Below are 13,430 nucleotides of genomic sequence, written 5' to 3'. Positions count from 1 at the left end.
TTAACTTAACGACATTGAAATATAAATATTTAATTTTTTTAATATGAAGGATATAAATGAATTAAAAAATAGAAAAACTCCAATTGTTGTATTGGACAAGTCTCTAAATAAGTTTGACAATTTAAATCTTTTTAAAGACAAATTGGAAAAGGCTAATAAAACATTTGAGAGAATAGGCTTACCTAAACAATGGGCAAAATAAGTAGCTCTGCCAACAGCCAGATTTTCGTTGCGGCTGCAAGCCGAGCAATGAATTGTAATCAACGAATTTTAGTTAGTAAATAAAATTAGTATATTGAAAATGATACAAGAAAAATGAAAAGATTTTTTTATGAATTGATCTAAAATTATAGTTATGTTCCTAATGCTTTATTTAAAAAAATCTAAATTATTTGGTATCAAATATTAAACAAACGGGCGAACAAAGTGCAATGGATTTTGAGGTGTTTTTTAAGGTTCCTGTGTGCCTATTGCGTTCAAAAACTTCAATAGTATTCGTATATTGATGGGCTATAAGTAAGTATTTGTCATTAGGAGAAAGTACAAAATTACGTGGGCCTTTGCCATTTGTACTTTGATTTCTTAAAAATGTAAGCTTGCCATCGTTGCCAATTTCAAAACACGAAATGGTATTGGCAGTACCTCTGTTGGTGGCATACAAAAATCGATTATCTTTTGTAATATGCACATCGGCTGCACTGGTTTCGCCTTCAAATGTGGCCAAAACTACACTTGTGTCCTGTATCCATTTTAATTGTCCTTTTTGATATTCAAACACACTCAAAACGCCATTTAATTCCTGAAGTACATATACATATTTTCCCTTATTATCAAATGTCAAATGTCTTGGGCCAGCGCCTTTTTTTAATAAAACACTGTCTTTTTTTGTTAAAATATCTTTGGTTTGATTGGGATTGTATTGGTACAAATATATTTTATCTAATCCTAAATCGTTTGATAGAATATATTGATTATCAGGACTAAAAACAACCTGATGTACGTGTGGACTTTGTTGCCTTTTGTCATTAAATCCTTTGCCTTGGTGCTGCACTACTTGTTGGGCTTCGGATAAACTTCCATCAGTATTTTTTTTAAAAACAGTAATATTTCCTCCAGAATAATTGGCTACAATAACATTTTTTTCGTCGTTGATAATGTGGCATGGATCGGCTCCTTTTGAAGCTTGACTGTTTTGAAAAATAATTTGATTTGCTTTTACATCAAAGGCACTTACCGTACTTTGTGGGCCGTTTTCATTTACTGCATAAAGTGTTTTCTTATTTTTTGACAAACTCAAATAACTAGGATTGACTACTGTTTGGCTATGGGTAACGAGTTTGGAATTGCCATTTTGTTCATCAAATTCATATAAGTATATGCCATCACTTTGACAATTTTGTGTGTAAGTGCCAACCCACAAATTTAACTTTTTTGATTGAGCAACATTTTTAGCAAATACAAAAAATAGGCACGAAATGAATAAGTAATTTTTCATTATTATCGAGTTTAGTTGTTACAAATATAATTTTTTTAACTTAATAATCGATTAAATTAATTTTTTTTTAGAGAACAAAAATAAAAGTAGTATTTTTGACCAAATAAAAATAAGTATGCAATTCAAACATCCTGAAATTTTTTATAGTTTTTTATTACTTTTAGTTCCAATATTGGTTCATTTGTTTCAGTTAAGAAAATTTAAAACAGAATATTTTACAAACGTAAAGTTTTTAAAAGCACTTAATTTACAAACTAGAAAAAGTGCTACTATCAAAAAATGGCTTTTATTAGCTTGTCGGCTGTTGTTATTGACGTGTTTGATTGTAGCTTTTGCTCAACCTTATTTTTTATCTAAAGATTATAAAAATGCTCAAAACAATTTGTACATTATATTGGATAATTCTTACAGTATGCAAGCAAAAGGCAAGCAAGGAGCTTTATTAAAACGTACAATTCAAGAATTGTTGGAACACACACCAGACAACATTAAGTTTTCAATATTTACAAACGACGCTGTTTTTTGGGATACCGATATCAAATCTTTACAAAAAGAGTTACAAAACATTACTTATTCAACAAAAAAGTTTGATATATCTGTTGCTTTGTCGCAAATACGTACGCACCAAGTATCTCATAAAAAAGATATAGTGGTTATTTCGGATGCAATTGGAACCGTTGCCCCGTTTCAACAAAATCCAGAAAATGAAAATTATTATTTTATCAACCCAACGGCCGAACAACAAAACAACGTGTCTATTGATAGTGTTTATATAAGCCAAAAGCTTGATAATTTTTATGAAATTACTGTAAAAACCAAGTATTTTGGATCTGATTTTCAAGACATTCCATTGACTATAATGGACCAAAACAAAATGGTTGGTAAAACCATTATTCAACATAAAGGCATAGATCATTTACAAAAATTTACAATTCCTAAAAAAGATTTTCATGGCTTTGCTCAAATTCAAGATAACGGATTATTGTACGATAATACATATTATTTTAGTTTGTCCACCCCAAAATTGAGCCGTGTACTTTCTATTGGCAATGCTGCCAATAACGGTTTTTTGAAAAAAATCTATACTTCAGATTCATTTGAATTCAAACAACAAGAGGTACATCAAATTCAATTTAATGAACTTGAAAATCAAGATGTTATCATTTTAAATGAACTAGACGAATTATCACAATCGATTCAAAATACGTTATTTACATTTGTTAATAATGGTGGCAGCTTGATAATTATTCCTTCAGAAAATCAGAACAATACATCTTTTAATGCTTTTTTGAAACAATTGGGCACATGTCTTTTTTTAGATTGGAACGAACAAGAAAAATTAATTCAAAAAATCAATTTTTCGCATCCCATATTTCAAAATGTATTTGAAAAACAAATGACTAATTTCCAATACCCTTTTTCAAAAAAATCATTACAAATTCAAAACCCAGGAAGTTGGATTTTGAATTTTGATGATCAAAGCCCTTTTTTGGTTCAGTTACAAAATCCATTGGCACAAATATTCATTTTTGCATCGCCTTTAAATAAAAAAATATCAAATTTTCAAAACGCACCGCTCATAGTTCCTGTGTTTTATAAAATGGGAATTCACAATCAAAAAACTGGATTTGAAACTTTTAATATTGGCTATGATTTGCCTTTTTATGTCGAGGAAACGGTTGATAAAGATAAGGTGTTAAGTATAAAAAACCAACAAGAGTCTTTTATACCTGAACAGCAAATTGGGCAGCGCAAAGTAAAACTTTTCTTTAATGAATTACCTCAAAATGCGGGTAATTTTGGTGTTTATAATCAAGAAAACTTACTAAAAAACATAAGTTTTAACCACCAACGAACGGAAAGTGATTTATCTATACACAATGCAGCTGCTTATGCTGATTTTAAAAAAATAAACCATTTAGAAGCATTTTTTAGTACACTTCAAAGTGATAGAACAGACAATTTTGTTTGGAAAATCTTTGTTGTATTGGCTTTAATTTGTTTGATATTAGAAATAATTATTCAAAAATTTATAAAATGAATTTAATTCTCCGTTCCGCCAAAGTAATAGATAGTGAAAGCCCATTTCATCAGCAAGATGTTGATGTTTTGATAGAAAAGGGGTATATTAAAAATATAGGTTTTAAGCTTGATAATCATGATAAATATGAGGAAATTTCGCTCGAAAATTTACATATTTCTCAAGGTTGGTTTGATAGTAGTGTTTGTTTTGGTGAGCCTGGTTTTGAGGATCGAGAAACCATAGCAAACGGTTTGCATGTTGCAGCAAAATCTGGTTTTACGGCATTGGCATTACAGCCTAACACACAGCCTGTTATCGATACTCAATCGGAGGTGTATTTTGTAAAATCAAAAGCACAAAACCAAGCTGTAGCTATTTTCCCAATTGGAGCATTAACCAAAAAAAGTGAAGGTAAGGATTTGGCCGAATTATTTGATATGAAAAATGCTGGAGCAATAGCCTTTGGCGATTATAATAAAAACATAGAAAATCCTAATTTATTAAAAATAGCTTTACAATACACTCAAGATTTTGATGGCTTGGTAATTGCCTTTTCCGAAGATTCTTGGTTAAAAGGACATGGAGTAGTTAATGAAGGTATAGAAGCTACTCAATTGGGATTGAAAGGAATTCCCAATATAGCAGAAGAGATTCAAGTAGCTCGAAACTTATTTTTATTAGAATATACAGGCGGAAAATTACATATTCCAACTATTTCTACTAAAAAATCTGTTAGTTTAATAAAAGAAGCTAAGGCTAAAGGGTTGCAAGTTACTTGTAGTGTAAGTGTACACCATTTGGTATTGACAGATAACAAGTTACAAGAATTTGACACTATTTACAAAGTTTTGCCCCCACTGAGAACAGATCATGATCGTAAAGCATTGATAAATGGGGTTTTAGATGGTACTATAGACATGATAACATCAGACCATAATCCAATAGATATTGAATATAAAAAAATGGAATTTGATTTGGCTAAATATGGTTCGATTGGGTTAGAAACGGCATTTGGTGCATTGCTTCAGGTACTGCCTTTGGAAGTGGTGGTTGATCGATTTACAGCATCAAAAAGTGTGTTTGGTATTGAAAAACAGTCAATTAGCATAGGGTCAAAAGCCAATATTACTTTGTTTAATCCTGAAAAAGAATGGATTTTTGAAGAAAAAGACATACTTTCAAAATCGAAAAACGCTATTTTTTTGCATCAAAAAATGAAAGGAACCGTGTATGGAATTTATCATAATTCCATATTGGTATTATAAAATAAATTCCAATTAGATGTTACTTTTCATCAACATCTAATTGGTAATTTTTTTAATTTTTTATTAAAAATTAGGACTTAGTGTATATTTTTTGTAAAAACTGTCTAATGCTTGTACCACTTCGTCTTCGTTATCTACAATTTTGATTAGATTTAGGTCTTCTGGACTAACCGTTTTTTCAGTATCAATTAAAACATTTTTAATCCAATCAATTAACCCCGACCAAAAACTTGAACCTACTAAAATTATAGGAAATTTCGCTATTTTTTTGGTTTGAATTAGCGTTATTGCTTCAAAAAGTTCGTCTAAAGTACCAAATCCTCCAGGCATGACTACAAACCCTTGAGAATATTTAACAAACATCACTTTTCTTACAAAAAAATAATCAAAGTTTAAGTTTTTATCTCGGTCTATGTAGGGGTTAAAATGTTGTTCAAATGGCAATTCAATATTGAGACCAACCGAGGTGCCTCCTCCAAGATGTGCTCCTTTGTTGCCTGCTTCCATAATTCCGGGGCCACCACCTGTAATAATACCATAGCCTGCTTTGCTTATTTTGTAAGCTATTTTTTCGGCTAATGTGTAATATTTTGTATCATGTTGGGTTCTTGCAGACCCAAATATAGTTACACATGGGCCAATTCTACCCATGGTTTCGTAGCCATTTACAAATTCAGACATGATTTTGAAAATAGCCCAACTGTCATTGGTTCTAATTTCGTTCCAAGTTTTTTGCTTTAATTTGTCTTGAATTACTTTGTCTTCGTCGTTGTCAAAATCTTCTAGTCTCATATTTTACTTTCTAAAATTAATTTATTAATCACTTTATTTAACAGTATTATATTATTTAATGGTAAAATTACCACATTTATTTATAATATAATGTATATATACTGCATATTTATCAGTCCAAAAAAAAATTCTTATAATTATGTTTTTTTCCAATCATTTATCATTCTCAATGTGCCATTTCCAAGTATTTCGATATATTTCATAGTAAAACAAGGATTTCAAAGAACAGAGAGATGTTCTTTTTTTAATTCTTTTATGTTAATACTTTTTATTAGTGCTTATTTTTCAACTTTCTTTTTGTTATCTCGTATTTGAATTTAGGATTATTTGTATGTAAATTTAATAATTTCAGACATCATAAATATAAACAATCTTTTTTATCTTAATTCTTTTTTCAAAAAAGCGGCCGTAATACTTTTTTTGTTTTTGATTATTTCTTCGGGTGTACCTTTGGCTACCAATTGGCCACCACCTTTACCTCCTTCAGGCCCAATATCTATGATATAGTCTGCCAGTTTAATCACGTCCATGTTGTGCTCTATAATGATGATGGTGTTGCCTTTATCTACTAATTTTTGAATGACTTCCATCAAAATTCTGATGTCTTCAAAATGCAAACCAGTGGTGGGCTCGTCTAATATATAAATGGTATTTCCCGTGTCTTTTTTACTCAATTCGCCAGCCAATTTAATGCGTTGTGCTTCGCCTCCCGAAAGGGTAGTGCTTTGTTGTCCAAGTGTAATGTAGCCTAGACCTACATCTTGAATGGTTTTTATTTTTCGATAAATTTTCGGAACATTTTCAAAAAAAGGAACTGCTTCATCTACGGTCATATTCAAAACATCTGCAATAGATTTGCCTTTGTATCTAATTTCAAGTGTTTCTCTATTAAATCTTTTGCCCATACACGTTTCGCACGATACATAAACATCGGGCAAAAAGCTCATTTCGATAGTTCGCACTCCCGATCCTTCACAGGTTTCGCAGCGTCCACCTTTTACATTAAAACTAAATCGACCAGCTTTATATCCTCTAATCATACTTTCAGAGGTAAGCGTAAATAAATTTCGTATTTCAGAAAATACTTCTGTATATGTGGCTGGATTACTTCGTGGAGTTCGGCCAATTGGGCTTTGATCTATGTCAATTACTTTGTCCAAATGTTCTAAACCTTCTATTTTTTTATAAGGTTTTGGAATTTTAACCCCATTAAAAAAGTGGGCATTCAAAATAGGGTAGAGGGTTTCGTTGATTAAAGTCGATTTGCCACTTCCTGACACTCCTGTAACGCAAATAAGCTGACCTAAAGGCAATTCAATAGTTACATTTTTCAAATTATTGCCTGTTGCACCACTTAATTTCAAAAAATGTCCGTTGCCGGCTCTACGTTTTTGGGGTACTTCAATTTTCATGTGTCCATTCAAATATTGTGCCGTTAGCGTATTGTGTTTCAACAACGCTTTTGGAGTACCTTTGCTAATGATTTCGCCTCCAAACTTACCCGCTTTTGGACCAATATCTATCACATAATCAGCACGTTCTATCATGTCTTTGTCGTGTTCTACAACCAAAACAGAATTGCCAATGTCTCTTAAATTTTCGAGTGAACGAATCAATTTTTCGTTGTCTCTTTGATGCAGTCCAATGCTGGGTTCGTCTAAAATATACAATACACCAACCAACTGCGATCCAATTTGAGTTGCCAATCTGATGCGTTGGGCCTCGCCTCCTGATAGCGATTTGGAGCTTCTACTCAATGCCAAATAATTGAGCCCTACGTTCATTAAAAATGCCAATCTGTCTTTGATTTCTTTTACCACTTCTTTGGCAATTTGTTGCTGCTTTTCAGATAAATATTGGTCTAACGTGGCAAACCATTCGGTTAAATCTGCAATATCCATATCTGATAATGCAGCAATATTTTTTTCATTGATTTTAAAATACAATGACTCTTTTTGTAGTCTTGTACCATTACATACACTACAGTTAATTTCGTCCATAAATTCTTTTGCCCATCGTTTGATGACCGCAGAACCACTTTCGTCATATTGATTTTTAATAAAATTTGAAATGCCTTCAAATTCAATTTTATATTCTTTTGAAACGCCAGATATTTTTGAGGCTACTACAAATTTTTCATGCCCACCGTTCAAAATCACTTCCATTGCTTCGTCAGAAATTTTTTCGATTGGATCGGTTATTTTAAAATTGTATTTTTCGCCAATATTTTCTAATTGTTTATAAATCCAATTGTTTTTATAGTCGCCCAAAGGGGCAAATCCTCCTGCTTTTATCGACAATTTGGCATCGGGAACTATTTTTTTGATATTAATTTCGTTTGTAGTGCCAAGTCCGTTGCAATGAGGACAAGCCCCTTTTGGTGAATTGAAAGAAAACAAATTGGGCTCTGGATTTTGATAGGAAATTCCGGATGTTGGGCACATTAAATTTCTCGAAAAAAATCGCATATTGCCGCTATCTTGGTCTAATACCATCATCACATTTTCTCCGTGTTTCATAGCAGTTTTGATACTTTCTGACAGTCTTTTTGTAATTTCTGTAGAGTTGTCTATTTGCATCCTGTCTATAACGATCTCAATATCATGGGTTTTGTATCGGTCTAACTTCATGCCAGTTACCAAGTCTTTTATTGCTCCATCAACCCTAACTTTTAAAAATCCTTGTTTGGTAATTTGTTGAAAAAGTTCGGCATAATGTCCTTTTCTGGCTCTAATAACGGGAGCTAAAATATTGATTCGTTTGTGGTCAAATTCTTTAAGTATCAAATTTTGGATTTGTTCATCGGAATAGGAAACCATTTTTTCGCCTGTATTGTAGCTATAAGCATCGGCAGCTCGTGCAAAAAGTAATCTCAAAAAATCATATATTTCTGTAATTGTACCAACTGTCGAACGAGGACTTTTACTTGTTGTTTTTTGTTCAATAGCAATCACTGGCGAAAGACCATCTATTTTATCTACATCTGGACGTTCTAACCCCCCTAAAAATTGACGGGCATAGGCCGAAAAAGTTTCTATATACCGGCGTTGTCCTTCTGCATAAATGGTGTCAAATGCCAATGACGATTTTCCTGAACCTGAAAGCCCTGTTATTACTACCAATTGATCTCTTGGTATCGAAATATCAATATTTTTCAAATTGTGTACCCTTGCACCTAAAACTTCGATTGTGTTTTCTGAATCCAACATATTTTTATCTGTAAAAAAGCAAAGATATAATTTTTGAAATAATATTTATTGTAATTTTGAGTTATATTGACATGTTTATCACGCATTAATTGTAGTTTTTTTTAAATTAAAATAAATAAAATTGTATTTTTGCTTGCAACATGAAATTACATGGTTTGAAAAGCTATAAAATAATTTTTTTCATTCCTTTTTAATAAAATTTTGATATGAAATACATTGCTTCTTTTTTGCCTTTAATTATTTTATTAGCTTTGATATCTTGTAGGAACGATTTTGAGTTTGTTGCAAGTAATGGTACTTTAGCTTTTTCAGAAAAAACAATTTATTTAGATACTGTTTTTTCAGATATAGGTTCTAGTACTTACACCTTAAAAGTGTATAATCGAAGTGCAAAAGACATTAAAATACCCGTAATAAAATTAGCAAAAGGAAATGCTTCAAAATACAGAATTACTGTAGATGGTATGACTGGAGATGTAGGAAGTACTGGTAAAGTTTTTAGTAATGTAGAACTTTTAGCAAAAGATAGTTTGTATATTTTTATAGAAACTACTGCTAATATAACCGATGCAAATCCGACTGATTTTTTATATACAGATGAAATTCAATTTGATTCTGGAACGAATTTGCAAAAAGTAGATTTGGTAACCTTAATTCAGGATGCTTATTTTATTTTTCCAAATAAAGTAAATGGCACTTATGAATCTGTTCCATTTGGGATAGATGCTGCTAATAATACCGTAAATATTTGGGGCAGAAACTTGCAACATGATCATTTGAAAAACGGAAATGAATTTCAATTTAAAACAGATAAACCTTATGTAATTTATGGTTTTGCAAGTGTTCCAGATGGTGAAACATTGTATATTCCAGCGGGGGCAAGGGTACATTTTCATGCGGAATCGGGTTTAATTGTTCAAAATAATGCTACACTAAACATTGCAGGAACAGTTTCTACGGGGCCTAATTTGGAAAATGAAGTTGTTTTTGAAGGCGATCGGTTGGAACCCAATTTTAGCGATGTTGCGGGACAATGGGGTTTTGTATATTTAAGACAAGGTAGTTTAAATAATACGATCAATCATCTTACTTTAAAAAATGCAACCATAGGTCTTTTTGCAGTTGATTGTAATTTGAATATACAAAATTCTCAAATTTATGATTGTACTAATTATGGTATTTTAGGACGAAAAGCTCAAATTGATGCTAAAAATGTTGTAATAAATAATGCAGGACAAGCTACTTTAGCCTGTACAACTGGTGGCATTTATAATTTTGTTCATTGTACTTTAAACAACAATTGGTCAAATTCGCAACAAGTAGCTTTGTATATTGATAATTATATTTTAAATGCTAATAACCAACAAGTTCCGTATGATTTGGTGGCTTGCAATTTTGTAAATTGTATAGTATATGGTAGCAATAATGTTGCATTGTTTTTAAGTAAAAACGACAGCAAATTATTTAATTTTAATTTTAATCATTCGTTATTCAAATTTAATGATGCCAATACTCAAATAGCCACAAACGTACTTTATGAAAGCATCAGAAACGAACAAAATGGCAATAAAAAGAATTTGAATCCTAATTTTGTTAATGTTTCCAAAAACAAATTGTGGCTTTCGCAAGCACTTACTATCCCTGTTAATGTGAATTATGCTAATTTTAATGATATATTAAATTATAGTCGTAATGTCAATCCCAATCTTGGTGCTTATCAGTATCATTAAATTTTTATCTTAAAATTGAAAAATGACCTGATATTTGGATGGTGTCTTCAAAATTTGCGTTATACCAATAATCGGCTGCTGGCAAATCTAGGCCTAAATATTTACCATCCCAACGGGAGTTACTGGTTGATAGTTTTTGTATCAATTTGCCGTATCTGTCAAAAATATAAAAATGGAAGTTTCTAAAATCCTGAGCATTTTCAATTTCAAAAAAATCGTTTATTCCATCGTTGTTTGGACTAAAAAAATTAGGAATTTGTACCAAAACAAACGCTTTGACATCTGGAATATTACAAGAATTTGTTGTGCGAACATAAGCTTTTTTTAATCCACCACTTACATTGTAAAATGTATTTGAATTTTGAAAATGAATGCCATCTAACGAATATTCAAATGGGCCTTGGTTTTCACAAATGATGGTTACCGTGCTAAATTCTGTAATCACTTGTGCGATTTTTGGAACCACAGATTGTGTTACAAAAAACGTTTTGGTGCTGGAACAATTATTGGCAATGGTAACTGTAACAGTATAAGCCCCTGCTTGATTCACAAAAATAAATGGTGTTGTAGCAGCATTTGACCATAAATAAGTAGCATTTTCTACATTTACAGTAAGTAAAAGAGACTCATTTGGACAAATAAGGACATTTTGATTGGCCCCTAATTGAGGAACATCTACCAATTGAATTGTAACAGGTGTTCGGGTGTTTGAAATACACAATGAATTTATATTTTTTGCTTCGGCATAATAAGTTCCTGAACTAGAAGGTATCAATACATTTGAATTGGCAAGCACCAAATCGTTGCCCGTGGGGCTACCATACCAATTTGTAGTTTCATTAGTATTTACACTTACAGCTATACTTTTATTAATTTCATTAATACAATACGTTTTATTTCCTAAACTCGTTGGAGCATTTGGAATTGATATGATATGAATTCCGAATTCTGGAGTTACTGTCGAGCAAAAATCATTATTCAAATTAGAAATATCTTGCGCAATTTTAACTCGATAATAAGTTGTAGTACTAAAATTGGTAACCCAATAACTTGTGGAATTGGCACCAGAAATGGCAGTCCAATTGATGGCATCATTACTTTTTTGCCATTGATAAACATGGTTATTAGGATTGTTTATTTCTACTTGTAATTGAATGTCATTTGGTAATTGATTCTGACAAATATTCATAAAATTACTATTGACTCCAGCTGTTTTTATTTGTGCCAAATCGCCACACGAACGAAACATGATGTCGTCTATGGCCAAGTCGTTGCCACAACCTCCTGCTCCATTATTTCTCATTTTCAATACAACAGACGTTTGGTTACTGGCAGTAGTAAATACCAATCCATATTGAGTCCAAATGGGGGCATTAGTGCCTTGAATGGCATTGGTGTTGCCCGATTGTAACAATGTGGTTTCTGTTTCGTCCCAAATTTCAAATGTTACATTTATTGGAATTCCAGTACCACTACAAGCCCCAACAGATGCAGCATTATATACATTCATCAACCAAGCCGAAAACTCGAAAGTAGTATTGACACATAAATTGGTTACTACTTTTTTGAAAAAATAATTGGGGGCAATACTTGCATTTACTATCAGCGATTTACCATTATATCCATTCACATCTGTATCAGGAGTATGATCTAACGAATTGTGCCATGAACTGTATAAATTTGTTCGATAATGTAATGTATATTGCCCATCATTTGGTGTGCCATTTATAAAAGTATAGGAGGTTATACCAGGGTTTAAAGCTGGGCCAAAATCTAATCCTGAACCAAAATTTTCAGTAAATATGGGATCTCCTTTAGTGCCTGTACAAAATCCAAGTTGGGCCTGAACAACATGAAAATGGCAAAAAAGTATAAAAAATAGGGTCAGTGTTTTTAATTTCATGTTGTAAAAATAAATAAAAAAAACAAAAAACCTCATGAACAACTCTTAAATTTTATTAAAAACGATATGCTAATCCAATTGTATGTTGAATGTGATTGCCCTCGGAACTACCATTCAAATTAGATTTGCCAATTGTTTGAGCTACAATACCAAGGTTTTTAACGAATTTTGTAAGTCCAAAACTACTTCCACAATTGCAATCCGTATAATCATCTCTAAACCAAAAATAAAATCCAAATCCATAATTCAAATTGGTATATATTTTATTATTGATGGTACTCATACCTAAACCTGTTACTAAGAATGGGGAAAAATTGTGAATTTCAAATAAGGGTTCATAAAACGTTCTAAATTCATATTTGGCCATGACATCTATGGCAAAATATTCCATAGCTTTATTGATGTATTTTCCATTAACGAGTTTACCCGATTTGTATTGATTGAAAGTAACAACACTTTCGGCACTAAAATCGTCAATAACATGCATGTTGAAACCAAAATACGAAGGATATGTTGCCATATTCCATTCTTCATCGATGTTAAAAGCTTTATTGGTTTTTGTATATGAATCGTCAACAATATTGATCCCTACAAAAATTTTATAAGATTCATTGGTTTCATATCGACTTTGTGCAGTTGCAAATAGCGAATTAAGAATGGAAATTAGAATAATAATTTTTTGTGATGAATAAATACGGGCAAAATTTTTTTTCAGTTTGGATTGTTGTTTTTGCATTACTTACAAATTTTGTTTTTAATATTGTTATTGAAATTTTAATAGTTAAATAATAGATTTGCAAAGTTATTGTCATTCATCCGAACAACTGAACCGTTTGTCTAATAGCAAAAAAATACTATTTTTAAATTTGCAAATCTCATAACTATACCAAAGTTATTGTTAATTTCTTTAAAACAAAACGTATAATCCAATTTGATTTTTTTTTTTTTATTAAGCTTAAAATACAATCTTATTTTTTAAATTAAATATCAATATTTGTAAATTAATATGAATA

At 31.4% G+C, this 13,430-nt stretch carries 9 protein-coding genes; 4 read left to right on the top strand and 5 right to left on the bottom strand.

The window, feature by feature from the left end:
* The first annotated feature begins 43 nt into the window (after positions 1-43).
* Entirely contained in the window at positions 44-202 is a 159-nt protein-coding gene (locus B0A58_RS16530) for a hypothetical protein (protein WP_014083937.1), read from the top strand.
* 186 nt (positions 203-388) lie between these two features.
* Here the strand turns inward: B0A58_RS16530 and B0A58_RS13730 are convergent, their stop codons facing one another.
* Complete coding sequence (locus B0A58_RS13730; protein ID WP_089081535.1) at positions 389-1,495, bottom strand: lactonase family protein; 1,107 nt, start codon at positions 1,493-1,495, stop codon at positions 389-391.
* Positions 1,496-1,610: 115 nt separating this feature from the next.
* Here B0A58_RS13730 and B0A58_RS13725 point away from each other — a divergent pair, with 115 nt between their 5' ends.
* Positions 1,611-3,536 (top strand): vWA domain-containing protein, encoded by a 1,926-nt coding sequence (locus B0A58_RS13725; RefSeq protein WP_089081534.1) that lies wholly within the window; start codon positions 1,611-1,613, stop codon positions 3,534-3,536.
* Positions 3,533-4,783, top strand: coding sequence for a dihydroorotase (locus tag B0A58_RS13720; protein ID WP_089081536.1), 1,251 nt, complete (start codon positions 3,533-3,535; stop codon positions 4,781-4,783). Before B0A58_RS13725 ends, B0A58_RS13720 begins: the two co-directional genes overlap by 4 nt.
* Positions 4,784-4,846: 63 nt before the next feature.
* On the opposite strand, the gene B0A58_RS13715 is transcribed toward B0A58_RS13720, so the two are convergent.
* Positions 4,847-5,575, bottom strand: a complete 729-nt coding sequence (locus tag B0A58_RS13715; protein ID WP_089081533.1) for an LOG family protein — start codon at positions 5,573-5,575, stop codon at positions 4,847-4,849.
* A 377-nt stretch (positions 5,576-5,952) separates the two neighbouring features.
* Positions 5,953-8,784 (bottom strand): excinuclease ABC subunit UvrA, encoded by a 2,832-nt coding sequence (uvrA, locus tag B0A58_RS13710; protein WP_089081532.1) that lies wholly within the window; start codon positions 8,782-8,784, stop codon positions 5,953-5,955.
* A gap of 206 nt (positions 8,785-8,990) precedes the next feature.
* On the opposite strand from uvrA, the gene B0A58_RS13705 reads away from it, so the two are divergent.
* Positions 8,991-10,514 (top strand): hypothetical protein, encoded by a 1,524-nt coding sequence (locus B0A58_RS13705; protein ID WP_089081531.1) that lies wholly within the window; start codon positions 8,991-8,993, stop codon positions 10,512-10,514.
* A 4-nt stretch (positions 10,515-10,518) separates the two neighbouring features.
* On the opposite strand, the gene B0A58_RS13700 is transcribed toward B0A58_RS13705, so the two are convergent.
* Both B0A58_RS13700 and B0A58_RS13695 read right to left on the bottom strand, forming a co-directional pair.
* Entirely contained in the window at positions 10,519-12,417 is a 1,899-nt protein-coding gene (locus B0A58_RS13700) for a T9SS type B sorting domain-containing protein (RefSeq protein WP_165766352.1), read from the bottom strand.
* 55 nt (positions 12,418-12,472) lie between these two features.
* The gene (locus B0A58_RS13695; protein WP_089081529.1) at positions 12,473-13,153 is read right to left on the bottom strand and encodes a hypothetical protein; all 681 of its coding nucleotides are present in this window, start codon (positions 13,151-13,153) and stop codon (positions 12,473-12,475) included.
* Positions 13,154-13,430: the final 277 nt, after the last annotated feature.

Source organism: Flavobacterium branchiophilum NBRC 15030 = ATCC 35035 (assembly GCF_002217205.1).
Taxonomy (GTDB): domain Bacteria; phylum Bacteroidota; class Bacteroidia; order Flavobacteriales; family Flavobacteriaceae; genus Flavobacterium; species Flavobacterium branchiophilum.
Note: the sequence above shows the minus strand (reverse complement) of the source record. Positions and strands in the feature narration are given on the sequence as shown.

Excerpts from the sequence above, each read along its gene's own strand:
- B0A58_RS13730 (WP_089081535.1), bottom strand. The coding sequence starts at position 1,495 with ATGAAAAATTACTTATTCATTTCGTGCCTATTTTTTGTATTTGCTAAA.
- B0A58_RS16530 (WP_014083937.1), top strand. The coding sequence starts at position 44 with ATGAAGGATATAAATGAATTAAAAAATAGAAAAACTCCAATTGTTGTA.
- B0A58_RS13720 (WP_089081536.1), top strand. The coding sequence starts at position 3,533 with ATGAATTTAATTCTCCGTTCCGCCAAAGTAATAGATAGTGAAAGCCCA.
- B0A58_RS13705 (WP_089081531.1), top strand. The coding sequence starts at position 8,991 with ATGAAATACATTGCTTCTTTTTTGCCTTTAATTATTTTATTAGCTTTG.
- uvrA (WP_089081532.1), bottom strand. The coding sequence starts at position 8,784 with ATGTTGGATTCAGAAAACACAATCGAAGTTTTAGGTGCAAGGGTACAC.
- B0A58_RS13725 (WP_089081534.1), top strand. The coding sequence starts at position 1,611 with ATGCAATTCAAACATCCTGAAATTTTTTATAGTTTTTTATTACTTTTA.
- B0A58_RS13700 (WP_165766352.1), bottom strand. The coding sequence starts at position 12,417 with ATGAAATTAAAAACACTGACCCTATTTTTTATACTTTTTTGCCATTTT.
- B0A58_RS13715 (WP_089081533.1), bottom strand. The coding sequence starts at position 5,575 with ATGAGACTAGAAGATTTTGACAACGACGAAGACAAAGTAATTCAAGAC.
- B0A58_RS13695 (WP_089081529.1), bottom strand. The coding sequence starts at position 13,153 with ATGCAAAAACAACAATCCAAACTGAAAAAAAATTTTGCCCGTATTTAT.